Genomic DNA, 23,976 nt, shown 5'->3' with positions numbered 1-23,976 from the left:
CGCGTTTGGTGGCGATGGCGGAGGGGTTCCACACGTACCCATCCCGAACACGACCGTTAAGCCCTCTAGCGCCGATGGTACTTGGACCGCAGGGTCCTGGGAGAGTAGGACGCCGCCAAGCAATTGAAAGACACACTTGATCATATCGAGTGTGTCTTTTTTATTTTAATGTAATTCATTAGTTCTGATTTGACTTGTTATATACATAAAATACTGGCGTTCCAATCCTTGAAGCTGTGATACAATAGGTGAGGTCTATATAGAAAACGGAAACACGCATAAGTACGAGGAGGAACAGTGAACACGATGAAATCAGCCCCGTTTATTGCCGTGGAAGGTCCGATCGGAGCGGGGAAAACAACGCTGGCAACGATGCTTTCCCATGAATTGAATCTTCCGTTAGTGAAAGAAATCGTAGAAGAGAATCCATTTCTGGCTTCCTTTTATCAGGATATTGACGAGTGGAGTTTCCAATTGGAAATGTTCTTTCTGTGTAATCGTTTTAAACAATTGGAAGACACGGGTGCTCATTATGTAGAGCAGAATACCCCAGTCATTTCGGACTACCATATTTATAAAAATTTGATTTTTGCCGATCGTACCTTAAAAGGCACGAAACGTGATAAATACCGTCAAATCTATCATCTGTTAACAGATGATCTGCCAAAGCCCAATCTGGTGCTTTATATTGAAGCTGAACTCGATACGTTGATGTACCGCATTAACAAGCGTGGACGCTCATTTGAGCAGGACATGGATCCGGCATATATGGAACAATTGATTGCTGATTACAAAACAGGCATGGACTATCTGGCGAATAGCTCAAATCCGCCAGTAATCATTAAGGTCAATGCAGAGCAAATCGACTTTGTGGAACATCCCGAACACTTCAGGCAAATTGTTAATCAGGTAAAGGAGTATATCATATGAATAACTATGGCATTCCATCGAATGCATTAATTACGGTAGCAGGAACGGTTGGAGTGGGCAAATCCACGTTAACGGCTGCGCTTGCACAGCGTTTGAATTTCAAGACTTCTCTGGAGCAAGTTGATCATAATCCATATTTGGGGAAGTTCTATCATGACTTCGAGCGTTGGAGCTTCCATCTGCAGATTTATTTCCTGGCAGAGCGCTTCAAGGAACAGAAAAAGATTTTTGAACTGGGCGGAGGATTCGTACAGGATCGTTCCATCTATGAAGATACGGGCATTTTCGCACAAATGCATGCAGATCAAGGAACCATGTCTGCTACAGATTTCGAGACATACAGCAGTTTGTTTGAAGCGATGGTGATGACACCGTATTTCCCGCATCCAGACGTGCTGATCTATCTGGAAGGCAGTCTGCCTTCGATTTTAAACCGAATTACGGAACGCGGACGCGAGATGGAGATTCAGACGGATCGTTCGTACTGGGAACACATGCATGAGCGCTATTCCGTGTGGATCGATCAGTTTACGGCTTGTCCTGTGCTGCGTCTGAACATTGATGAGTATGATGTGCATGATCCGGCATCGGTGGATGCCATTTTGGCACAGATTGCAGCTGTCATTCAGCCTTCCAAGGAAGTGCAAAGATAAGATAGAGCGAGTTTTCCAATGTAGTCTCTGGATTACGGTGGTTATATCTAAAAGATACGGACAACATCCCTTCTACGGCTATTATGCTGTTGGAAGGGATGTTTTTTATGTACCAAGGAATGGATTATGAGATGAGATGTTCTGTTATATAAATATATTTGCTCATAGTAGAAAAATGTTGAATAATAGATCTTTTTGTGGTTTCATAGGAAAGGTGAATTCTGGAAAATAAGCATATGCATGACTCAGGAGGGAAAGACAACGTGGAAGAGAAACAAGGAGTTAAAATCGGTCTGCCGATCATTGGTGGCTTAATTGCAGCCATTCTGGGAGGCATCGTATGGGCAGCTATTGCTGCAATGACCGAGTATGAGGTGGGATTAATTGCGATTTTGATTGGAGCACTCACGGGCTACGCAGTTGTGTTGTTCTCCAATAAACGAATTGCGACAGTACATAAGATTATTGCCGTACTGTTTGCACTCGTCGGCATTTTGCTGGGGAAATATCTGACGGTGGTTTATTTTACTTCCGAACTGTTTGGGGATGTAAGTGTGATGGAACTTGTGTTTGATAGCGAGATGATCAGTGCGTTTGCAGAAACCTTCCAGGATTACTTCAGTCAACCGATTGATTTGTTATTCATTGTGCTGGCAATTGTGTCTGCATGGCGGATTCCTGGCCGGATGGCGAGAACCAGTCTAGCTACGGATGCCTCTGCATCGGATCACGCACCACGAGCTTAATCGGATAGACGGTGGACGCTGGCAGCAAAATGAAGAACGTTTGACAGAAGAAACTTAATGCTCATCAGCCTAAGCATCTGGTGAAATGGTTACATCGAAGGACTGGGAGCAGAAGAAAAACCTAGTAACGAGCATTAACTTTAGAAGATATTTATAAAGTACTTAGAGTGAGCAGCGGTTAGGCTTGTTCACATTGCGGCTGAGTTACTTGCACACACAAAAGGGACGATACGCCTGAGGGCGTACGTCCCTTTTGTGTGTGCACTAGGTAGAAGGCGGGACATGCTCATCACTGATGTAATAACTCGGATCGTTTCAAATAAGTCACTACGTAACCCAAGGTAGATGATCGGCTTATTCACAAGGTGAATTTCAAGAAGGATATGGTCGCTATAGGAGGAAGGTTCAAATGTCCGGATGGTCATTTACACCGAATAAACCTGATGAAGTGAAAATTTTTACCTTCTACAGAATAAAGGGGTTAACTCCAAGCTCTCATTTACAGCGCATATCTTACGGCAATGAGAGTTGAATAATACTGTGTGCGTTTGAAGACAGGGTTATATTATTTGTTTTGGTCAGCAAATACAGCCATAGCATCTCGCATGAATACCGCTAATCCATCGCCAAACTGATCAATATTACGAGTGAAGCGTTCATCGTCTACGTACATCTGACCAAGTCCTCTAAAGGCTTCAGGTGAGTAGCTTCCCATTTGATTTAAGCAAGTGTACCACTCTTTGATGCCTGCCTGTGCCTCCGCAGATGCCGGTTCTGTGTGACGAAGTGAAGCCAGATGTTTATAGATTTCGTTCATTTGATCGGATAGAGCTTTCTGATCCGTGGTTGATTTACTGTGCAGCTTCTGGTTTGCCTGATCAACGGTATGGTCTCCCCAGCGCTCCCGCGCTTCCTGTTCATGCGGATTCTGGCTAAAATCAAATCCTTCGAATTGTTCTTTGGCTGTCATTTTAAGTTCTCCTCTCATGTGTAAAACCGTTTTATCAATGGTAGCAATCATCTGGTCCAAGCGTTGGCGCTTCTCTAGCAGAATAAGTCGATGCAAATTTAGTGCTTCTTCCGGATCGAAGGAGGGGTTGGTTATGATGTTTTTGATTTCCTTCAGAGAGAAGTCGAGTTCCTTGAAAAATAATATCTGCTGCAGTCGTTCCAGATTGGCATCTGAATATAATCGATAGCCGGCAGCAGTTACTTCGTCCGGGGTTAATAGTCCGATCTCATCATAGTGATGCAGTGTGCGCACACTGATCGAGGCAAGTTCGGCAACTTCTTTTACCTTCATGGCCATGAGTGAAACCTCCTTACAACACCGATTGTACAGTGTCACGTTACGTGAGAGTCAACCGTTGAAAGTGAAAAAAACAAGATGCGAGCATGGAAGCGGCATCTTGATCATGGATTGGTGGCTAAGTTATGACTATATAAGTTGAACTAAAGATTATTTACATTGACACTATGATGACAGAATAACCTTCCAATCGCTGTTATCCCCAGATTTTTCGATTCTCCTTTCTCAAGGGGAAATCCCGGAATAGCGTATGCTTCGATGCAGCTTTCTTTCAGAAAGCTTTTCGGTGAACGCTTCGCTTTTTCAGGTTTTTACTGTCCTCTCCGTTATCGTGTCAATGATTAGTTCAACTTATATAGATTATTGTATCATCCAGTCATAATAGGGGGGCGGCTACGCTTTTATGTCGAAGACATGGGCTGCCGCCGCGCCGCAGGGATGTTGTGAGGCTCCTCTGTAGTGGAGAGGAGAGCGAGCGGGTTTGTTGCTGCACCATGTTTTCGGTGCAGCCCACGGGGCTGGCAGTGCAGGGAGAGCAGGGCTACGCCTGCATCCCCCGCACTGCCGCAGCGAACTGCGCAGCCGCTGCGCGCACGTCGGCCGCGCCCGCGATGGCGGAGATGACGGCTACGCCGTCGGCTCCAGCCGCCATCACGGCGGCCGTGGTATCGGGCGTAATGCCGCCGATACCCACAACCGGAACTGCGATGCCTGCGGCGCGCAGTTCCGCAACCACGGCGGGGCCCAGCACAGCGTGGGCATCCGCTTTGGAGCGCGTCGGGTACATGGGCCCGACGCCAAGGTAGTCGGCGCCCGCCTGCACAGCACGGCGCGCCTCCTCCACAGAGTGGGCGGATACGCCAAGCATCCGCCCATCTCCAATGCGGGCGCGTACCAGCGCCGCGTCCGCATCTTCCTGGCCGACATGCACGCCGTCGGCCTCCACCGCTACAGCCAGCTCCACATCATCGTTCACGATGAACGGGACCCCGTGCTGGCTGCACACCTCGCGAAGCTGCATCGCAAGTGTCATGCGAGCTTCGCCAGCCAGGGCGCCAGTTCCCTTTTCACGGAACTGGAACAGCGTAATGCCGCCAGCAATGGCCTGGCGCAGCACCTCCACCGCGTCTTGCGTTGTATTGACGCTGCCCATCACCAAATACACCTGCATCGCGCGCCGTACCGCTTCTGCATCCCAAGGGCGCATCACTGCTCACCCCGCTGTCTGCGCTGATACGCAAAATGATTCGTTGGCCCATGTCCGGCCCCAATCCCCAGCTCATCTTCAATGGCTGCCTGAATGAAGGCTCTCGCGGTCGTGACAGCAGCCAGAACAGGTGAACCCTTGGCTAACTCTGCGGTGATTGCAGCAGAGTATGTGCATCCCGTTCCGTGTGTATGACGTGTTACTACACGAACATTCTCCAGATAATGAAAAGACTGCCCATCGTAGAGCACATCCACGATCATGCCACTTCCTTCATCATGACCACCTTTGACCAAAGCATACGTTGAGCCCATCTGTACAATCCGTCTCGCGGCTTCTTCCCGCTGACTCAGATTCGTGATAGACATCTCGGTAAGCAATTCCGCTTCCGGAATATTAGGTGTTGTAATCAGGGCATGGGGCAACAGCTCCGTAACCAGCGCATGTACAGCTTCCTGCTGGAGCAGGGGGGCACCGCCTTTGGCGACCATCACGGGGTCGATGACCAGATTAGACCAACGGTATTGCTGCCATTTCTCAGCAACTAGTCGAATAATTTCAGCGCTGTAGAGCATGCCGGTTTTCGCCGCAGTTGGTTGAAAGTCTTCTCCCGTAGAGTCCAACTGTTGAGCAATACCATCGTAAGGGATGGGGAAGACACCCTGCACACCCGTTGTATTTTGGGCAGCAATAGCCGTGATAACGGTCATGCCGTATACCCCAAGCTCCTGGAACGTTTTCAGATCGGCCTGAATTCCTGCACCGCCCCCGTTATCAGAGCCTGCAATGGTTAGCGCTTGAGCAATGCTCATATTGCACCTCCTCGGATCTGACGGATCTGTGCGCGTTCTGCCAAGAGGTCGGGTGTTACTTGTGCTAATTGATTCAATAATTCAATCTGGAAGCTGCCCGGCCCCTGATGAGCCGTTCGCTCTGCCGCCAGTTCAGCTGCCACACCATAAAAAGCGAGCGCTTCTACAACACTGCCTAGAAGATCGGTTGCCGCTTCCGCTATAGCTGTAAAAGCACCAATCACCGAACTGAGCAGACAGCCAGCACCCGTGACCTGAGTGAGCAGGGCATGTCCATTACTTGTGAGGAATGTGGATTGTCCATCGGTAATGATGTCTTCTTTCCCGGTAATGACCACGACACAGCCAAGTTGTTGCGCTGCCCGCTCTGCAATGCCGATTCGGTCACCCTCACCTGATCCTGCGTCCACACCTTTGATACTCCAGCTCTCACCGATGACATTAGCCACTTCCGCAACATTGCCGCGCAGTACCGTGAGGCGAAGCTCGCGAACAAGCATTTGCACGGTTTCTGTGCGATAGGCGGTTGCGCCGGCGCCGACGGGATCAAGCACCACAGGCACGTGATGTGCATTAGCCGATTGGCCTGCCAGTCGGATCGCCTGAACGACTTTGTCATCAAGTGTGCCGATGTTGAGTACGACGGCACCTGACATGCCGGCAACATCAGCGACCTCTTCATGAGCATAGGCCATAAAAGGGGACGCACCTAGTGCAAGCAGACCATTGGCTGTGAAGGGGGCAACGACAAGGTTGGTGATATTGTGTACCAGTGGATTTTGCGAACGAACACGTTCCAGATAAGACATATAATTTCCTCCTTGGTTTAAAGTAACCCCATTGGCAGAAGCCAGAGATGTAGAGTCACTCAGCAGAATAATAGGATATGAGTCCCCTTGCTATCATTACGATGTCTTTATTCACGTTGCTCTACGTTACTTACTCTCCTTGCAGATTAATAAACGCCTCCTCGGCTTTCACCGATTCTGGAATCAAAGCCTTTTCAACGAGCCATGTACGTACATTCTCCCATGATTCCATTTCCTGCCGACCAAACGGTTGGCCCTTTACATTCATGAGTGGCAGTAGAATAGCCAGGCTTTTGGTTTCGATCTCCGAGTCAAGCGGAGATGTTTCATTCTCATGAGCGAGCAGAATATTCAAGGCTTCTTCTGGATGCTCAGTCACATATTTCTGTCCTTCCTGGATCGCTTTGATGAACCGGGTCAGCTGTTCTTTTTTGGCTTCAATGCCAGCTTCACTCGCGGTCAGGACCAATTCATAATAATCAGGTACACCATAGTCGACGGGGTTGATCGATTTCATGGCATGGCCTTCTTTCTCCAAAATCAATTGTTCATGGTTAATAAAACCACCCATAATTGCATCCGCCTGTCCGGAAGCCAGGGAAGGAATCAGATCGAACCCAACGTCGACCAGATTCATGTTATCTGGGTTGCCACCATCGTGGCTGATCATCGTATGAACCATCGCTTCATACAGCGGAATCGAAGAATAACCGACCGTTCTTCCCTCAAGATCTTTGGGTGTACTCACGTTGCCATTTGCATCGGTCAACAGATGAACAAGCGGATGCCGAACAACAGCAGCAATGGAACGTACAGGAATGTTCTCGCCACGCGCGAGCAAGATTTGGGGCTGGTAACTCAGAGCCAGATCAATTTTACCGGCAGCAACAAGTTTGAGTGAATCATTGGTATCCGCAGGCATCTGAATGTCGACATCCAGACCTTGGTCAGCAAAGTATCCCTTTTCCTGAGCAACATAGATGAAGGAATGTACTGCATTTGGGTACCAGTCGAGCATGATGGACAGTTTATCTTTGGTGTCAGGTGTTGGTTCGGTTGCAGACTTGTCTGTTTGTTGTGCATGGGTTGCCGAATCTGTTGTTGGCGTGTTTTTGCTCGTATTCGTGGTGCTGCATCCGCTAACGATCAGCAAAAGGCTAATGAGTATGATGGGAAGCAGGGTGTTTATGCCTTTGTTATTCATAAATGAAGTTCCTCATTTCATCGTTTTGGTTTGTAGAAATGGACAGCAGCATTTTAAACGGATAATGTGACAGTGTACTGATTGAAGCTTGCTGCTGAAATGGTGCATAAGGGATGTTCTGAAGATCGTAACTCCTGTATTTACATCTAATTTCTCTCTAATTTTTATCCAGCTATTTTTTCTCTCCATGACGCCGTGTGCTAAACCGTTTCTCCAACCAGGCAATCAGTGCAAACAAAATGATACCCAGCAGGGATAACAGCACAATTGCTGCGAACATTGCATCCGTGTTCATGTTGCTGGACATGCGGCGGCTGAAGTATCCGAGACCTTTGCTGCCACCGAGCCATTCACCAATTGTCGCCCCAACCACGCAGTACACCACAGACATTTTTAGCCCCGAGAAAAAAGAGGGAAGTGCCAGTGGTACCTGGAGTTTGCGAAAAATATCCCACCTGCTGGCGCCCATGGTGAGCAGCAGTTCACGCTGCTCCGGATCGCCTTGGCGAAGTCCATCGTAGGTACTGACGACAATGGGGAAGAAAGCAATTAGGAACACCACGGCGACTTTGCTCCACAACGTATAACCAAACCACAGGATAAATACAGGGGACAGGGCAATCAGCGGTATGGTCTGACTGATCACGATGAAGGGGTACAAAGCCTTTTCAATCGATCGGTTCATATGCATGCCTGTTGCTAGCGTAATTCCAGTCACAATGGACAAGCCAAAACCAACGGCAACCTCCATAAAGGTAGCAGGCAGATGGATGGTCAACAGCAGACGACGATGCTCAACCAGTGAGCCTATGATGGCTGTGGGTGCAGGAATGATGAAGGAAGGCACCCATCCCATACGCACAATTGATTCCCAGATCGCCAGTAATAAGAGCATGAGCACAATAAACAGACCATATCGGGATAGCCACTTTGAACACCACGTCCAGATGCTAACCTTGCCTCTATCACTTTGCATGTAATTGTTCCTCCAGTTGTTGCCTCATCTGCACAAGAGCCGGTTCGTAGATCATGTCCGAATGCCTTGGGCGTGATAGAGGAACCGTCATCTCCCGTAACTGCTGACCTTGCCCCCCTGGAGTTAATAGAATGATACGGTCACTTAACAGCAGGGCTTCTTCAATGTCATGTGTAATGAACAGCACGGTGTGGCCAAAGCCCTCCCACAGCTCCAACAACCAGCGATGCATTTCTCGTTTGGTTAAGGCGTCGAGTGCACCGAAGGGTTCATCCAGCAACATGAGCTGTCCGCCTGTAAGCAAGGTACGAAGCAATGCTACCCGCTGCCGCATGCCGCCGGACAATTCATCTGGATAGGCCTGTTCATAACCCGACAGGCCGAACCTTGCCAATCCAGCTAGGATGTTGGCCCTTAGCTTGTCTTTATCCTGTCTGCCTGGTGCCAACTCGGAAGGCAGCATGCAGTTCCCCATGACGGTACGCCAGGATAACAGCAGGTCTTTCTGCGGCATATAGGCGACTCGTCCGAGCCGTTGTCCTTGCGGTACATCAGCAATATCGATGGTGCCGACGGTAGGCTCATGTAAGCCTGCGATCAGCTTGAAGAGCGTGCTTTTACCTGATCCGCTGGAACCGATGAGCGAGACAAATTCCCCTTCTTGAACTTGAAGCGACACATTGGAGAGTACGGGTGAATCCTTTTTTTCGTGAAAAGCAAAGCTTACGTTGTGAATGGTTACATGGTTGGCCATCTGTTCCTCCCCCCTAGATATCAGACTGCTGGAATAACAACGGCATCCTGTGCTCTGCAGAAGAAACATAAGAAAAACGTCTATCGACGTACTTTCACAGAAGACAGACCGCTTTTAGCTGAAGTTGTTTTTACGATATCGATTGATTCAGCTTCGCTGAAATCTTATAAATCTACATAAAAAAGACCCCCCCATTTCCGGAGAAATGAGTGGGTCTGTAAGTTGAATTCGCAATTTTTCTTCACATACATGAGAAAACTCCGCTTACCATAAGGCCGCTCCACTTCCCTCCGCTGGTATGATCCAGATCAGGTTCAAAGGGTCCGAATAGTCATATTCGTCTCAGCCGCAAGGCTCCCCTAGTGCAAATGTACAAGATATGCAGTTGTGTGTTCAGCATATATCACTTGAACATGAACTGTAAAGAGGCAGCATGATGGATTTCTTGAGATGAGCGTGGAGTCAGACCCAAACAACTCAACAATTTACCTCGGCTCAGGAACCCGATATAATAGGGATGGCCCGTATTGGCCGGATCACAAAATGCAGGTGGGATTGTTCTCCCTCCTAGGCAGAATGGGGACCCGAGTTGAAAACGTTCAAAAAAGTATATATTGAGATCACGAGTATCTGCAATCTGGCTTGCAGCTTCTGTCCGCAGACACAGCGTGCCAAAGGATTCATTGACCCTGAAGTCTTCAACAATATACTGGACCAGGTTAAACCACACACCAATCATATCTATCTACATGTCAAAGGCGAACCCTTGTTACATCCCAAAATAGATCTGTTGCTTGATTCCGCACATGAGAAGGGACTCAAGGTGAACATTACAACGAATGGTACACTGCTGCCCAAGACTCAGCATAAATTGCTTGGCAAACCGGCGCTGCGGCAGATGAATTTCTCCCTGCACAGTTTCGATGGGCATGAAGGTTCAACAGACCGTGACGGATATCTGAGCAACATTCTGTCTTTTGTACACGAGGCGGTGAAACACAATGTCATCATCTCATTCCGGCTATGGAATCTGACGCAGGATAACTTCACGAATGCTCAGATGAATCGTAATCGGGAGACCCTAGAAGTGCTGGAACGTGAGTTCAATCTGGATTTTCGCATTGAAGAAAAAGTCGTTCCAGGCAGCGGGGTCAAAATTGCCCCGAATGTATACCTGAATCAGGACCATGAGTTCCAGTGGCCAAGTCTGGATGCACCTGAAGATGACGGCAAAGGCTTCTGTCACGCATTGCGCAGTCAAGCGGCTGTGTTAGTGGATGGAACGGTGGTTCCATGTTGTCTCGATGGCGAGGGTGTAATTAACCTGGGGAATGTGCACGAAAAATCATTCTCGGAGATTATTGAGGGTGAGCGAGCGAACAATCTGGTATATGGCTTTTCCAAACGGGAAGCTGTGGAAGAGTTGTGTCGAAAGTGCGGTTATCGTCAGAGATTTGGAGCCTGACATCTTATATTAACAAGCCGGAAGCCATTCAAGATCACACATTTGGAGACAAATGCAGTGATCTTTCTTGGTTACTGGGGGATTAAAGGTAGAGGTACATACGTGACAAATGAGCATACCACAGGTTAATATCAGCATATTGTTTCAAGGATCTGACTTGCAAAAAATGCCGATATGACAGGGATTGTGCGATATCATGATAGATCTGATCTAATGATTATTCTAGTTACCTTCCTTATTTGGTAGGATTAGGTTGTGAGTTGGGCAGAGGTGCACCTCTGGCGAACTTTCAGTACAAGCCCAGGCTTGTACACGATCCAATAACGAGAGAATAAGGGAGGAATAAAGTAATGAAAAAAATGTTGACGTTGTTGTTGTCCGCTGGTTTGGTTGCTTCCATATTTGGTGCGGTTCCGGCTGCTGCTGCGCCTACAGTTGTTAATTCAACAATTATTGTTCCAGCGGGCACAACCTATGACGGTCAGGGCAAAACATTTGTAGCCAATCCTTCCACATTGGGTGACGGGTCTCAAGCAGAGAATCAGAAACCGGTATTTCGTCTGGAGGCAGGGGCTACGCTCAAAAATGTAAATATCGGATACCCTGCTGCCGATGGTGTTCACTGTTATGGCAACTGTAATATTTCGAATGTAGTCTGGGAGGATGTGGGTGAGGATGCACTCACATTGAAGTCGGCCGGAACGGTCAACATTACCGGCGGTGCGGCGTATAAGGCCTATGATAAAGTATTTCAAATCAATGCAGCCGGAACGATTAATATCAAAAATTTCCGTGCGGATGATATCGGCAAGCTGGTGCGTCAAAATGGTGGAACTACCTTTGCGGTTAACATGACGTTGGATAACTCCAACATTTCCAATGTAAAAGATGCTATCATGCGTACAGACAGCAGTGTATCTCAAGGGAAAATTACGAATACCCGCTATTCCAAAGTGCCAACCCTGTTTAAGGGATTTGCATCAGGTAAAACCAGCCAATCCGGCAATACGCAATATTAAACAGAGGATGAATCACTGGAGTTGGTAAACGTGTAAGCTCCACTTGTGATTGAAAGCAAGTTGGAATATAACGCAAAAAAAGAGCGTCCCAAGGTCATTGCCACACTGACCTTTAGAGACGCTCTTTGTAATGCTAATGTCATAGTATTGTTCTGCTGAGTAATGTTCCGTAGTGGAATCTCAGATTATTTCTCTCCTGGAACTTCAACAATGACTTTGCCTTTCGCGGGAACATCAGAACCGGTATCCATAGAGCCCGATTTGTTCATGATCTCGTAGGCGGTTTCTTCAAGCATGCGAGAGTATTTAAATGATACGAGTGTTTGACCTGCTACGGAAGGACGAGTTCCTGCTTCAGCAACGGCTTTGGTTTTAATAAAGAACAGGTCACCGATGGTTCCGGCACTTTTGCTGATGTTGGCCTGCCATTGCAGCAGGGCACTTCCATTTTTGAGGACATAATAACTGATCAGATCGTTGTCCTCAACAACGAAGAAACGATCTTTTTTGCCTTGCTCAAAAATGTATTCAATGGAGGAATCCACCGGACCCAGAGGGTTGCGAATGTTCAGACGGGCTTGTCCCAGTTCAGAGAAGCGTGGCAGATGCAATGCGGCTTCACGTGCCACAGTCAGATCGGAACTGTTATATTCTTTTACAATCGTAGCATCGGTCGTGTAAATGTAGGCTTCCTTGGCCTGCTGGTTCCACTGCACCTGGGCACCAAAAGCTTCACCGATGGCACGGAGCGGAAGCATCGCTTTACCATTCACCAGAATCGGCGCGGAAGACAATGTCGCATTTTGACCATTTTTCTTCATTGTTTTGCTGTTTGGTGTAAGTACATATTTATCACTGCCTGTGCTAATGCTGATCTCTTTTGTTTTGTTATTGTAGCCAAACGTATAGTTGCCTAGAAATTGAAGCTCAGTCAATGCCACGTACGTAATACCCTTCCGTATGACAACATCATATTGAGCTTGAACATTGTTAATATAAGCCGTCGGATGAGGTTTAGTTGCTGCAGCTTCCGCCACAGTGGATGAGAGTAAGGCAGGTGCCGTTCCTGCGGTGAGTATCGAAGCGGCAAGGATCATTTTCCATGTTTTAACCTGCCAAACAGAGTTGTACTTTTTCATTATTATCCATCTCCCTTCTAGCATTTAAGACGCATTACATAACCTAAATGTTGCATATTATGGAAAGCGAATTTTCAGATATCTCCCTTCTCATTACCCCATACGAAGCATGATGATTTTCTGGGGATTGCCACAAATACCCATCTGTTGTACATTAGTAGCAATGAAATAAGTGAATCGGGAGCTCAATGAAGTTGGGCTGAGAGAGTGGCCTTATGCCGCTGACCGTACATCTGATCTGGGTAATGCCAGCGTAGAGAACATGGATTTGCAATATGTAAAGGTGCATTGTGGGAATGAACGTGGATGACAACAGACGACTTCTTTGAACTGTGGTGGTGTATCTGCCAAGGTGGAGAGGAAATGGTTGATATTCCGTATTTTCGCATCCATCCGATACATCATTGTGAGGATTGTTTACTGTGCGTAAGGCCTGCCCGGAACCGGGGAGGCTTTTTTTGTTTATTTTGATAACCCTCACAACAGGGAACAGAGAAAGGACGTAGAAAACATGGCAACAACAGCAGGCAACAAACGATTGAAACTAACGGATATTCTGGTAACCATTGTGATCGCAGTGGTGTTTGGGGTGATCTACAAGATATGGGGACCTACCTATGACTTGATGAAACCATTCGGCGTTCATGCGGAGCAGATGATCTACGGCATGTGGTTTATGGCGGGCACGTTTGCTTTTGTTATCATTCGTAAACCAGGTGTGGCGATTCTTGCCGAGGTTGCGGCTTCAACGGTAAGTGCTTTTCTGGGCAGTGAATGGGGCATGTCCACACTTGTGTATGGTCTGTTGCAAGGATTGGGAGCCGAGATATTCTTCGCCGCATTCCTTTATCGAAAAACCAATCTGTTTGTCACTTGTCTTGCAGCCATAGGAGCGGCAGCGGCTTCACTTGTGCTGGATTATCAGTACGGATATATTGATTCACTCTCGGCCTGGAATTATACGTTATTTATTGGATTCCGTTTCATCGGAAGCATCCTGATTGCCGGCGTGTTCGCGTATTACCTCGCCAAAGCATTGGAACTGACCGGTGTAACACGCTCCCTAAGACCGGTATCCAAACAGGATTATGAGGCGCTGGATTAGATGAGCGAAGAGGAGAATTCGCAAGCGGTAAGTGTGACAAATCTAAGATGCAAATTTCCGGGAGAGAAGGCCTTGGTATTTCAAGGCTTGTCTCTTTCTGTGCGTCAAGGGGAGAAAGTGCTGTTGCTTGGCCCTAGCGGCTCCGGTAAATCAACGTTATTGCAAATTCTAAGCGGTTTAATTCCACGTTCGGTTGAGATTCCGATGAAATGTGATGGTATTCAGGTTCCCGCCAAAGCAGGAGTGGTCTTTCAAGATCCGGATACCCAGTTCTGTATGTCCTTTACGGATGAAGAGATCGCATTTGTACTGGAAAACCGAAATATTCCGCATGAAAAGATGCCAGCGCTGATTGAATATTATCTGAAACAAGTGGGGTTATCCTTTGAACAGAATCGTGTATTGATCCAGTCCATGTCTCAGGGGATGAAGCAGCGTCTTGCGATTGCTTCGATGCTTGCCATGGACCCGGAGGTATTGTTTTTGGATGAACCTACTGCACTGCTGGATGATGAGGGCACTTCCCAAGTGTGGGATACCGTTAAACGGATCGCCAGTGACAAAACAATCATCATCGTTGAACACAAAATAAACGAGATTGTGGATATGGTCGACCGCATCATTGTATTGTCACCTGAAGGAAAGATTGTGGCGGATGGGCCAGCACAGCAGGTATTTACGGATGAACGGGGTAAGTTGCAGGCTTATGGAATCTGGTATCCAGGCGTGTGGGAAGAGCATGAGCAGGAGAGGGCAACCAAAGAAGAAAAGGAAAATACTCATGGAGAGTACAGGGCCAGTGGAAATCAGGGATTTCGGAGCATGGAATCACAGCAATCGTCTGGCTTATCCGATGCAACGGGGAGATTACCCCTAGCTCACGTCTCATCCTTATCGTCTGTATCGTCGTCACATCGGCCTGTACTGGACTTGCAGCAGTTCACCGGATGGCGTGGGAAAACACCCTTCATTCAGGTGGAACAGGCCAAAGTGTGGCATGGGGATTGGATTGGTATTGTCGGAGCTAATGGAGCTGGCAAGAGTTCATTGTTGTTATCTCTGATGAATATCCTGAGAACAACAGGTCATTATGAGGTGCACGGTCAGCCCTCTGGCAAAACGGAGCAGCTTGCAGATCAGATTGCATTTGTATTTCAGAATCCGGAGTTTCAATTTGTAACCAACACCGTGGCGGAAGAAGTGGAATTCTCATTGCTAGGGGGCAGACTTACAACGGAAGAAAGACTTGCCAGGACGGATCATATGCTGAATCAATTTGGACTAATCGACCTGGCTGAGCGTCATCCCTACCAATTATCAATGGGGCAAAAACGACGTTTGAGTGTAGCCTCTGCATTGGTCAGAGAGCAGCGAATTCTGTTGCTGGATGAACCCACATTCGGACAGGATGCCCGCAATACATTTGCTATGTTAGCCCAACTGGAGCAATTGCGGAGAGCAGGAACAGCCATTGTTATGGTTACCCATGATCGCGAAATTGTAAAAAGATATTGCACCCGAATCTGGTCAGTGGATGAGGGGAGGTTATCTGATGCAACTGTCGTTTCCTCACCGTGAAACCTGGCTTCATACCGTTAATCCGGGATTAAAGATGATTATTCTGACAATGATGTTTGTCATCGTTATCCTTATTCACAATCTGAATGTAATGGCCAATGTTGCTGTGGCGATGATGTTATTACTGTGCTGGACAGGCCACCCATGGTACAGATTGATGCTGTACGCGTCCCCATTCATTCTGGTGTTTATCTCCACGTCTACAGGTATGATGATGTTTGGCAAGGGCGAGACCACATGGTATAAGTGGGGACTGATCCACATAACCGAAGAGAGCTTTTATCGCGGTCTACACTTGGGTTTTCGCTCTCTGAGCATGGCGGCGGCTGGGTTACTCTTTGGTCTTACGACCAAGCCGGTACGGCTGTTTTATTCCCTGATGCAGCAGTGGAAGCTACCTGCAAAATATGCCTATAGTTTTCTGGCCGCGATGCGCATGATCCCAATTTTGCTGGATGAATTCCAGACGCTCCGTTACGCTATTCGTATACGTGGAACAAGGCAGCGCGGATCTCGCTGGAACGTGTATGTTACGCTGAAGCGTTACGCTATTCCGTTGTTGGCACAGAGCATTCGCCGTGCACAGCGAATGGCGGTAGCGATGGAAGCGAAGGGATTCACGGATGGGGCCAGCCGGACGTATTACATTCAGATTGGCTATTCCCGAGCTGACCTGTGGTTTGTATTTTATTATATCCTCACCTTAACAGCGGCTTATTACATCGGGGTTACCTTTCCTTATCATGCTGCCATGGTGGATGTAAGGTAATACGGGGAGATAGAGAGAAATATATTGAGGTAACCGGTAACTTTTTCCTGTTTGCAGCGTCTATATGGAAATAACTTCTAATGGATGGGGATGAACGAGAGTGAAGACGGGTCCTGACTGGCAGAGAATGGGGTACAAGTGGATTACCATGACTGGATTATCAGCTGTACTGTTGACGGGATGGATGCTCCTCGATTCCAGAATGGTCGTGCTTGGAGGACAAGCTTCGGTTACGACGCAACAAGCCTTGGGGGCAAGTCCTCAAGCCTTATCATCACAGTTAGCCTACAAACAAGGAGATATCGTTACACTCATGAATGACATCCCTCTGTTCAAAAACAGGAGGGACGGCAGTGTGGCTGCTGACCAAATGGGAATTGAATATTATACAACAAAAAACGAAAAGTATGCGTTGGCCTCGGTTCGAGGCGAGTGGGTGCAGCTTAAGTCAACCGATCATGGAGACTTCTGGCTGCCAAGTTGGTATGCCTTGAAGGAGAGCAGAAGCATGACAGAAATGGCTCCCCAAAGCTTCACGCTCCAATCCGGCAGCAAGCTGTATCTGGCTCCAGACAGTGCTACAACCTGGTCTTTTGAGAAAGCGCTGACAGGTAAGGCTCTTATTGTTGCAAAGTGGAAAGGATGGTACGGGGTCTCCATTGCCCCACGAGTCTGGAATAAAGAATTCTTCACGTATCGGCCAGGACTATTCTGGATCAAGGCACAGGCTATAGAACAGCGGATGAATGTGGCTGATGATTGGTTCAATCAGGAAGCATCGCTGCCAACTTCGGTTATACGCCATCTGACAGATATGAAGCTGAACAAGGCAACCACCTCCAAACAAGTGGCTGGGTGGTTAGGCAAACCGGATTGGAAAGAGAGTTCAAGCAATTTGAATGATACCGGCTATGAAATGAATATTGGGCAGACCTGGAGATACGAGCGGGAAGATGCACAATTTCTGGTCACATTCAACAAGAATGGCAGACTGGTCAGAACACGCTGGAATTTAGCACAGGATAATCGAAATGCTGTCGTTTCCGATTGGAACATCAGTCGGGCGGATGAAAATGGGTTCACAACAAAAATCTATGGCACAACGCTGCCGACGACAATCCCTTGGAAATCGGTATGGACCAATCAGGGGGATATCAACTATACCTTTTTGCAAGCAGCTACAGATGATGTTCTCCTGATGAAAGGGGATGACGGTGGGTTTAGTGGGTTTCATTATGAGAGTTCAGCATACGCACTTGACCGACATTCCGGCAAGAAATTATGGGAGATTAACGCGGGATATGGAAGACAGCAGGTAGAGGTGGATGCAGAGCGCAGATATGTTACAATCTACACCGATTATGACCCTGACAAGAAAAAATACGTGGATCGTATTCGTCATCTGGACTTGAAGAACGGACAGGTCACTTGGACGTATAATCCTAAGCAGAAATTCAGACTGAATGGCATCACCGCTGCGAAGAACGTTGTGGTTGTGGATAGCCCCGTTGTGGAGGGTTCAAGCAACAGTTGGTTGACGGTTCTGGACAGTGCAAACGGAAAAACATTGTGGACGCGAAAACTGGCTACGGGTTATGAATTATTGAACAAGAATGCAGATGACCCTTATGTGTTGTATTGGGAAAAGAATGAACTGGTTGCAGCTGATCCTCGATCAGGGCGAACCGTATGGAGCTTGAAGGCCAAACGATCCACCATAGAACAATTTGTGAATAATCCATATTTTGATGGAATTGAACGTCTTGATCCCTTTGAAACCAGGAATGCTGAAAGATGGCTATCATTAGATAACCAGTGGCTGCTGCTTGATCTGAACACGGGGAAAAAGCTTGCACAATTTCCTGCACGGGCAGGACAAAGATTTGAGGAGCTGAATGATGGCATGCTGTTGATCCGTGAGAACAAAAACGGCGATCATTACGGAGAGTATGAAGATTTTACAACCACCCTGTACGATGCCAAGATAGGCAAAACACGGTGGACACTCAAGGGCAAGATTGAACGAGGACTGGTGGAAGAGGATCAGTTGTATGTGATTAAAAATGGCTATCCAGCGGCTTTGGATTATGATACGGGGGAGACACGTTGGAATGCCAAAGATACGATTGCCACGCTAAAGTATCCCACGAATCAGGGAAGTTATCTGGTCATTGATGATCAGCTGCTGCTGCCCATGGACGAGAACTGGTTGGTATTAAATAAAAATAATGGAGCATTGTCAGGTCGTGTACATGATGTTGTGATGGGAAACCCGGAGCATCGCGACCGGGATGCGAAGAATGGAACGATCAACCGGATCGGCAATGAAGTGTACGTGGGTTCGTCCAACGGACGTTTTCGTGTATATGAAACCAGCCGCCTGCAGGAGGCAATCTCACCTTAAAAGCTTGTCTCATAGTGGATGTTGATTTATTATAAATGAACAGGATTGCTCGCGCTCCGGTTATCGGCTGTGCGGGCTTTCTTCATGTGTTCTTGAAGAACCATGCATGATCATTCACGGGAGGACTCTCCATGATCTCATTATATGGTGTAAGCAAACGTTATAACGAGCGCGGTTCCCGTGCAGATCAGGGATTCGAAGCGTTAAGCTCGGTCTCGCTTGAAGTGGGACAAGGTGAAATTCACGGCATCATCGGTTCGAGTGGCGCAGGCAAATCCACACTTCTGCGGATGCTCAATGGTTTGGAAAAGCCGGATGATGGTGAGGTTGTTGTGAATGGGCAGCACCTGACCCAGATGAATGAGCGCGCGCTGCGTCTTGCACGAAGGTCCATTGGTATGATCTTTCAGCACTTCAATCTGGTCAGTAATCGAACGGTGAGTGGCAATATCTGCATGCCACTGGAACTGGCGGGTATGTCCCGTACACAACGAGTCGAACGTGGACTTGAGGTGCTGAGGTTTGTTGGACTGGAAGACAAGGCGGATCAATATCCTGCTCAGCTTAGCGGAGGACAGAAGCAGCGTGTGGCGATCGCACGAGCACTCGCCAGTCGTCCGGATGTGCTGCTCTGTGATGAACCAACCTCTTCGCTTGATCCACAGACCACCAACGGCATACTCGATGTGCTTCGTCATATCAATGAAACGCTGGGCGTGACCATTGTCGTCGTGACGCATGAGATGGAAGTGGCCCGCAGACTGTGTCACAGGATATCCGTCATGAAGGATGGGCGACTTGTTCGAACATTGTCTGAAGCGGAAGTGAGCAGTATCCCTGCTCCGCAGCCGGATCTGCTGACCTCCTTGCTTGCGGGTGACGAATATGGGATGGCAGGTTCGTCTTTGTTCCGTCAGGCCGATCAGGAGGACAAGTTATGAGGTTACCTGAATCTGTGCTCAAGTATCAGCATGAAATATGGCAGGCGATCGGAGAGACTTTTGTCATGGTGGGGATCTCCATTGCGGCAGCTGTTCTGATTGGATTACCTCTGGGTACACTTCTGTACTTATTCCGGAGAGGACAACGGTATCAGAATCAAACATTGTCCTTTGTACTCGGCAGTGTCGTTAACATCATTCGTTCGTTTCCGTTCTTATTGCTGGTTGTATTCATGATTCCATTCACACGAATCATTGTTGGAACGTCCATCGGTACACTGGCGGCAACCGTTCCACTTTCGATCATTGCGATTGCATACTACGCCAGACTGGTGGAACAAGCGTTGCTGGATGTACCGAAGGGAGTGGTTGAAGCTGCTTCATCCATGGGGGCATCAACGATGCAGCTTGTGGTGAAATTCCTGTACGTGGAGGCACGATCCGGCCTGGTACTTGGACTCACCACAGCTACGATTAGCTTTATCTCCTACTCGACGGTGATGGGCATTGTAGGTGGCGGCGGGGTTGGTGATTTTGCCATTCGCTACGGTTATCAACGCTTCGAAACGGAGATCATGGTATTTACGATCATCATTATGATTATCCTGGTACAGATGATCCAATTCACAGGCAGCAGACTGTCCCGTTGGCTGGATCGCAGATCCTAAGCGTGGGACAGTGCAGTATCAAGAATAACCAATACAGATTATAGGATGAGGGGTAGACTTTATAATGAAAGCAAAAATGTTACTGATGTTGCTTGCAGTAATGCTTGTCGTAGCTGCTTGTGGCAAAAAAGAAGAAACACCTGCGGCTGAAGGTACAAAAGAAGATACACAAGCTGCACAAGAAGTTACGCTGAAAGTGGCTACATTGATTCCGCCGATGACAGACGTACTGGATATTGTTAAACCACTATTAAAGGAAGATGGCGTGAACCTGGAAGTGGTCGTATTATCCGATAACGTTCAACCAAATACGGCACTCGCGAACAAGGAAGTGGATGCAAACTTCTTCCAGCACGTGCCTTACATGAACCAATATAATGAAGCAAACAATGCAGACCTGGTGGCTGTGCAGCCTATCTATAATGCCATCTATGGCGGCTACTCCAAAAAGTACAAAACGATTGAGGAATTGCCAGAAGGTGCAACGATCGCAATTGCGAACGATCCTTCCAACATTGGTCGCTCTCTTGTGATGCTGGAGCAGAACGGATTGATTAAGTTGAAGGAAGGCGTAGGTTTTAACGCCACACAGGCAGACATCACCGAAAATACGAAGAACTTCAAGTTTGAGGAAGTGGACTTGTTGATGCTGGCTCGTATGATGGATGATGCTGATCTGGTAGCCATGACACCTGCATATGCCAGTCCGCTCGGTCTTACACCGAAAAAGGATGCACTGTTAACCGAGAAGGATGATTCCCATTTTGCGATCACCCTGGTTGCCCGTGAGGATAATAAGGATTCCGAAGCTATCCAGAAGCTGGCTAAACGTATGGCGGGTCCAGAGGTCAAAGCCTTCTTCGAAGAGAAATACGCAGATATTGCAATCCCGGCATTTAAATAGAGAATACGTTAGTCCAATGTGAATAGCCTTTAGATCTGAGCGATAATGCTTGGATCTTTTTTTTGTCATCTGCATGCTTATTAACAAGTATTTAGAAAGTTAACAATTTGGTCATATTCCCGGAATACTTTAATTAATAGTTTTTTTGTATAATTTGTTTGAAAATAGTTCTTTAGGATTATAAATCAAGAGATTTAATCATGTTTTTTAGTGTAAAAAGTGTTTTTCACAAGAATTGAGACCTAGTTTTTAGAAAGATGGTTTACTCTCTATGAGAGCTATGTAAGTTATATTAATCATTTACACGAAAACGGAGAGGACAGAAAAAACTGAAAAGTGAAGCTAAAAGCTTTTTGCAAGAAAGTTACTTCGGAAGTTACGCTTCGCCTTTATCACCGGATTTTCCCTAAAAAAGGGGAATTAAAAAAATCTGGGGATAACAGCGATTGGAAGGTTGTTCTGCCATCAAAGTGGCAAGTGTGAATAATCTCTAGTTCAACTTATAACTACATCAAGTAAAACTAAAATTAATCTGGAAGAGGTAGAGAAATTTGTCCCAACAAAAAAATAGCAAACCGACCTGGTTCAACAAGATGTATAAGAACTTTAAGACCAAGCTGGTGGTGTCCTTTATTGCTTTCCTGGCCGTTCCTTCGTTAAGTATTGGCGTTTTATCTTATAACAGTGCAAAAGATGAAGTAGAGAAGCAAATTTTACATAGTGCGATGGAAAACGTGAATCTTGCCAGTGCAACGATAGATCTTTCGATCCATGCCAAACGGAATCATATTGAATACTATGCGAATACACTTGCAGAGGAATTACGACAAGAAGATGCCGAGGTTCAGGTTGTGAACGAATTGAAGGGGTACGCTGCGCAGAACACCGATATCATCACCATAGGTGTGGGCACAGAAGCGGGTATATATCTGATGTCCTCTGATGCGGAGATGCCTGAAGATTATGATCCGCGAACAAGACCATGGTACACGGAAGCGATGGCTACTCCACAGCAGGTGATTGTTACAGACCCTTATATTTCTGCTGAGACGAAAGAGATCACCATTACAATTGCAAAGGCACTGGAAGACCAATCCGGTGTGGTTCAACTGGATCTCGATCTGTCGGACATTAGTCAATTGGTTAGCGGAATTAAAGTAGGAGAACAGGGGTATCTGATTCTGCTGGATGCCAGCGAAAAGTATATCTATCATCCGACGATGCAACCTGGAGCAGATGCAACAGAAGATTTTTGGACACAAGTGTATACGAATGAATCCGGTAACTTCAACTATACCTTTGATCAGGTTGATAAGATTATGTATTACGCCACGAATACATCCACCGGATGGAAGGTCGCAGGCACCATGTTCTCCTCAGAAGTAGAGGATGCCGCTGCGCCTATTCTGAATCGAACGATTATGGTCATCGTTTCTTTTCTGGTTATCGGAATTTTAATTATCTGGCTGGTGATGCGATCGATTGTTAAACCGATTCGTCAGTTGAAGGATCAGGCGATTCAGGTGAGCGAAGGAGATCTAACCCAGACCATTACAAGCACAAGTCATGATGAGATTGGCGAACTGAGTGATGCTTTTGGCAAAATGCAGAGCAACCTGCGTGTGTTGATTCAAAATGTGGAGAACAGCGCCAGTCAGGTAGTCATCTCATCGGATGAAATGACTCAGAGTGCGGAATCTACTAGTGCAGCCAGTGAACAGGTCGCGCGAGCCATTCAGGAAATTGCGAGTGGTGCGGAGAAACAGACCCAGGGTATTGAACATAACCATCAGGCCATGAATGAAATTACGATTGGCATTACAAGAATTGCCGAGCGTTCCATACATGTCGCTGATTTGGCGAAACATACAACCGTACAAGCAGAAGAAGGTGGCAACACCGTCAAGCAGACGGTGAGTCAGATGCAATCGATTCAAGAGACGGTAGAACAGACAAACCAAATGATTCAGGCTTTATATGAACGATCACATCAAATTTCAGCCATCACGGAGTTAATCGGAAATATAGCCAAACAGACAAATCTGCTTGCGCTTAACGCATCCATTGAAGCTGCCCGTGCAGGTACACATGGCAATGGATTCGCCGTTGTAGCAGCAGAGGTTCGCAAGTTGGCAGAGCAATCCGGACAGTCAGTCAATGAAATTACCGTGTTGACTACGGCGGTACAGGAAGATATGGCTGCTTCCGTTCGCATGATGGAGAAGGTGACTTCAGAGGTTGGTGAGGGCATGGAAATCTCTACAGAAGCGATTCGGAAGTTTGAACGTATTCTGGATAGCATGCGTGAAACGACACCTCAGATTGAAGAGATTGCAGCTACGTCACAAGAGATTACAGCAGGTGTACAGGAAGTATCTGCTGTATCCAATGAATTGGCAGGCATTGCGTCAGGTAACGCCGCCACTTCCGAAGAAGTGGCCGCTTCCTCAGAGGAGCAACTGGCAGCGATGGAGCAGATTTCTGCCTCGGCTCGTGGCTTGTCAACCATGGCTGAAGAGCTGCAGCGCCTGATTAGACAGTTTAAGTATTAAACGGATCGTAGAAGAGAGTATCACACAGGGAC

At 47.2% G+C, this 23,976-nt stretch carries 21 protein-coding genes, 1 rRNA gene and 1 riboswitch; of the genes, 14 read left to right on the top strand and 8 right to left on the bottom strand.

The annotated features are described in order from the left end of the window. Positions 1-4: 4 nt before the first annotated feature. The 4 genes from rrf (at position 5) to ACE3K2_RS06760 (ending at position 2,329) form a co-directional block, all read left to right on the top strand. A 5S ribosomal RNA gene (rrf, locus tag ACE3K2_RS06775) occupies positions 5-121 on the top strand. A 185-nt stretch (positions 122-306) separates the two neighbouring features. Continuing rightward, the gene (locus ACE3K2_RS06770; protein WP_421888316.1) at positions 307-930 is read left to right on the top strand and encodes a deoxynucleoside kinase; all 624 of its coding nucleotides are present in this window, start codon (positions 307-309) and stop codon (positions 928-930) included. Beyond that, positions 927-1,583, top strand: coding sequence for a deoxynucleoside kinase (locus ACE3K2_RS06765; RefSeq protein WP_421888313.1), 657 nt, complete (start codon positions 927-929; stop codon positions 1,581-1,583). Before ACE3K2_RS06770 ends, ACE3K2_RS06765 begins: the two co-directional genes overlap by 4 nt. A gap of 263 nt (positions 1,584-1,846) precedes the next feature. Then, positions 1,847-2,329: a hypothetical protein gene (locus ACE3K2_RS06760; RefSeq protein WP_421888310.1), complete on the top strand. Its 483-nt coding sequence runs from the start codon at positions 1,847-1,849 to the stop codon at positions 2,327-2,329. 565 nt (positions 2,330-2,894) lie between these two features. On the opposite strand, the gene ACE3K2_RS06755 is transcribed toward ACE3K2_RS06760, so the two are convergent. The 7 genes from ACE3K2_RS06755 to ACE3K2_RS06725 form a co-directional block, all read right to left on the bottom strand. Further along, positions 2,895-3,638, bottom strand: a complete 744-nt coding sequence (locus ACE3K2_RS06755) for a MerR family transcriptional regulator (RefSeq protein ID WP_421888307.1) — start codon at positions 3,636-3,638, stop codon at positions 2,895-2,897. A gap of 541 nt (positions 3,639-4,179) precedes the next feature. Next, on the bottom strand, positions 4,180-4,845 hold the full coding sequence (gene thiE / locus ACE3K2_RS06750; RefSeq protein ID WP_421888304.1) for a thiamine phosphate synthase: 666 nt from the start codon (positions 4,843-4,845) through the stop codon (positions 4,180-4,182). After that, the gene (gene thiD, locus ACE3K2_RS06745) at positions 4,845-5,657 is read right to left on the bottom strand and encodes a bifunctional hydroxymethylpyrimidine kinase/phosphomethylpyrimidine kinase (RefSeq protein WP_421888301.1); all 813 of its coding nucleotides are present in this window, start codon (positions 5,655-5,657) and stop codon (positions 4,845-4,847) included. Before thiD ends, thiE begins: the two co-directional genes overlap by 1 nt. Further along, positions 5,654-6,466 (bottom strand): hydroxyethylthiazole kinase, encoded by an 813-nt coding sequence (gene thiM / locus ACE3K2_RS06740; protein ID WP_421888298.1) that lies wholly within the window; start codon positions 6,464-6,466, stop codon positions 5,654-5,656. Before thiM ends, thiD begins: the two co-directional genes overlap by 4 nt. Positions 6,467-6,596: 130 nt before the next feature. Continuing rightward, positions 6,597-7,670: an ABC transporter substrate-binding protein gene (locus ACE3K2_RS06735; protein ID WP_421888295.1), complete on the bottom strand. Its 1,074-nt coding sequence runs from the start codon at positions 7,668-7,670 to the stop codon at positions 6,597-6,599. Positions 7,671-7,842: 172 nt separating this feature from the next. Continuing rightward, positions 7,843-8,646, bottom strand: a complete 804-nt coding sequence (locus tag ACE3K2_RS06730; protein WP_421888292.1) for an ABC transporter permease — start codon at positions 8,644-8,646, stop codon at positions 7,843-7,845. After that, positions 8,636-9,400, bottom strand: coding sequence for an ABC transporter ATP-binding protein (locus ACE3K2_RS06725; RefSeq protein WP_421888289.1), 765 nt, complete (start codon positions 9,398-9,400; stop codon positions 8,636-8,638). The genes ACE3K2_RS06730 and ACE3K2_RS06725 overlap by 11 nt, the downstream gene beginning before the upstream one ends. Positions 9,401-9,668: 268 nt before the next feature. Then, a riboswitch (TPP riboswitch) is annotated at positions 9,669-9,771 on the bottom strand. A 218-nt stretch (positions 9,772-9,989) separates the two neighbouring features. Between ACE3K2_RS06725 and ACE3K2_RS06720 the strand changes: the two genes are divergently transcribed. Further along, the gene (locus tag ACE3K2_RS06720; protein WP_421888287.1) at positions 9,990-10,865 is read left to right on the top strand and encodes a radical SAM/SPASM domain-containing protein; all 876 of its coding nucleotides are present in this window, start codon (positions 9,990-9,992) and stop codon (positions 10,863-10,865) included. Positions 10,866-11,215: 350 nt separating this feature from the next. Further along, positions 11,216-11,884, top strand: a complete 669-nt coding sequence (locus ACE3K2_RS06715; RefSeq protein WP_421888284.1) for a pectate lyase — start codon at positions 11,216-11,218, stop codon at positions 11,882-11,884. Positions 11,885-12,069: 185 nt separating this feature from the next. On the opposite strand, the gene ACE3K2_RS06710 is transcribed toward ACE3K2_RS06715, so the two are convergent. Next, the gene (locus tag ACE3K2_RS06710) at positions 12,070-13,023 is read right to left on the bottom strand and encodes a copper amine oxidase N-terminal domain-containing protein (RefSeq protein ID WP_421888280.1); all 954 of its coding nucleotides are present in this window, start codon (positions 13,021-13,023) and stop codon (positions 12,070-12,072) included. A gap of 511 nt (positions 13,024-13,534) precedes the next feature. On the opposite strand from ACE3K2_RS06710, the gene ACE3K2_RS06705 reads away from it, so the two are divergent. From ACE3K2_RS06705 to ACE3K2_RS06670, 8 genes are all read left to right on the top strand, one after another. Then, entirely contained in the window at positions 13,535-14,128 is a 594-nt protein-coding gene (locus ACE3K2_RS06705) for an ECF transporter S component (RefSeq protein WP_338591077.1), read from the top strand. Further along, positions 14,129-15,706 carry an ABC transporter ATP-binding protein gene (locus ACE3K2_RS06700; protein ID WP_421888277.1) on the top strand — a complete coding sequence of 526 codons (1,578 nt, stop codon included), beginning with the start codon at positions 14,129-14,131 and terminating at the stop codon, positions 15,704-15,706. Further along, entirely contained in the window at positions 15,681-16,475 is a 795-nt protein-coding gene (locus ACE3K2_RS06695; protein WP_421888274.1) for an energy-coupling factor transporter transmembrane component T family protein, read from the top strand. Before ACE3K2_RS06700 ends, ACE3K2_RS06695 begins: the two co-directional genes overlap by 26 nt. A gap of 100 nt (positions 16,476-16,575) precedes the next feature. After that, positions 16,576-18,879, top strand: a complete 2,304-nt coding sequence (locus ACE3K2_RS06690; protein WP_421888271.1) for a PQQ-binding-like beta-propeller repeat protein — start codon at positions 16,576-16,578, stop codon at positions 18,877-18,879. A 131-nt stretch (positions 18,880-19,010) separates the two neighbouring features. After that, positions 19,011-19,820, top strand: a complete 810-nt coding sequence (locus ACE3K2_RS06685) for a methionine ABC transporter ATP-binding protein (RefSeq protein WP_421888268.1) — start codon at positions 19,011-19,013, stop codon at positions 19,818-19,820. Then, a complete protein-coding gene (locus tag ACE3K2_RS06680) occupies positions 19,817-20,488 on the top strand; it encodes a methionine ABC transporter permease (RefSeq protein ID WP_421888265.1) in 672 nt (223 codons plus the stop codon). The genes ACE3K2_RS06685 and ACE3K2_RS06680 overlap by 4 nt, the downstream gene beginning before the upstream one ends. A 64-nt stretch (positions 20,489-20,552) precedes the next feature. Beyond that, positions 20,553-21,392, top strand: a complete 840-nt coding sequence (locus ACE3K2_RS06675; RefSeq protein ID WP_421888262.1) for a MetQ/NlpA family ABC transporter substrate-binding protein — start codon at positions 20,553-20,555, stop codon at positions 21,390-21,392. Between the two features lie 593 nt (positions 21,393-21,985). Beyond that, positions 21,986-23,944 (top strand): methyl-accepting chemotaxis protein, encoded by a 1,959-nt coding sequence (locus ACE3K2_RS06670; RefSeq protein WP_421888404.1) that lies wholly within the window; start codon positions 21,986-21,988, stop codon positions 23,942-23,944. Positions 23,945-23,976: the final 32 nt, after the last annotated feature.

It is taken from the genome of Paenibacillus sp., assembly GCF_048976745.1.
Lineage (GTDB): Bacteria > Bacillota > Bacilli > Paenibacillales > Paenibacillaceae > Paenibacillus.
Note: the sequence above shows the minus strand (reverse complement) of the source record. Positions and strands in the feature narration are given on the sequence as shown.

What these genes read in the sequence shown, in the direction of transcription:
- thiD (WP_421888301.1), bottom strand. Translation starts at nt 5,657, where the DNA reads ATGAGCATTGCTCAAGCGCTAACCATTGCAGGCTCTGATAACGGGGGC.
- ACE3K2_RS06680 (WP_421888265.1), top strand. Translation starts at nt 19,817, where the DNA reads ATGAGGTTACCTGAATCTGTGCTCAAGTATCAGCATGAAATATGGCAG.
- ACE3K2_RS06695 (WP_421888274.1), top strand. Translation starts at nt 15,681, where the DNA reads ATGCAACTGTCGTTTCCTCACCGTGAAACCTGGCTTCATACCGTTAAT.
- ACE3K2_RS06730 (WP_421888292.1), bottom strand. Translation starts at nt 8,646, where the DNA reads ATGCAAAGTGATAGAGGCAAGGTTAGCATCTGGACGTGGTGTTCAAAG.
- ACE3K2_RS06770 (WP_421888316.1), top strand. Translation starts at nt 307, where the DNA reads ATGAAATCAGCCCCGTTTATTGCCGTGGAAGGTCCGATCGGAGCGGGG.
- ACE3K2_RS06705 (WP_338591077.1), top strand. Translation starts at nt 13,535, where the DNA reads ATGGCAACAACAGCAGGCAACAAACGATTGAAACTAACGGATATTCTG.
- ACE3K2_RS06685 (WP_421888268.1), top strand. Translation starts at nt 19,011, where the DNA reads ATGATCTCATTATATGGTGTAAGCAAACGTTATAACGAGCGCGGTTCC.
- ACE3K2_RS06670 (WP_421888404.1), top strand. Translation starts at nt 21,986, where the DNA reads ATGTATAAGAACTTTAAGACCAAGCTGGTGGTGTCCTTTATTGCTTTC.
- ACE3K2_RS06725 (WP_421888289.1), bottom strand. Translation starts at nt 9,400, where the DNA reads ATGGCCAACCATGTAACCATTCACAACGTAAGCTTTGCTTTTCACGAA.
- ACE3K2_RS06765 (WP_421888313.1), top strand. Translation starts at nt 927, where the DNA reads ATGAATAACTATGGCATTCCATCGAATGCATTAATTACGGTAGCAGGA.
- ACE3K2_RS06675 (WP_421888262.1), top strand. Translation starts at nt 20,553, where the DNA reads ATGAAAGCAAAAATGTTACTGATGTTGCTTGCAGTAATGCTTGTCGTA.
- ACE3K2_RS06710 (WP_421888280.1), bottom strand. Translation starts at nt 13,023, where the DNA reads ATGAAAAAGTACAACTCTGTTTGGCAGGTTAAAACATGGAAAATGATC.
- ACE3K2_RS06755 (WP_421888307.1), bottom strand. Translation starts at nt 3,638, where the DNA reads ATGGCCATGAAGGTAAAAGAAGTTGCCGAACTTGCCTCGATCAGTGTG.
- thiE (WP_421888304.1), bottom strand. Translation starts at nt 4,845, where the DNA reads ATGCGCCCTTGGGATGCAGAAGCGGTACGGCGCGCGATGCAGGTGTAT.
- ACE3K2_RS06715 (WP_421888284.1), top strand. Translation starts at nt 11,216, where the DNA reads ATGAAAAAAATGTTGACGTTGTTGTTGTCCGCTGGTTTGGTTGCTTCC.
- ACE3K2_RS06735 (WP_421888295.1), bottom strand. Translation starts at nt 7,670, where the DNA reads ATGAATAACAAAGGCATAAACACCCTGCTTCCCATCATACTCATTAGC.
- thiM (WP_421888298.1), bottom strand. Translation starts at nt 6,466, where the DNA reads ATGTCTTATCTGGAACGTGTTCGTTCGCAAAATCCACTGGTACACAAT.
- ACE3K2_RS06700 (WP_421888277.1), top strand. Translation starts at nt 14,129, where the DNA reads ATGAGCGAAGAGGAGAATTCGCAAGCGGTAAGTGTGACAAATCTAAGA.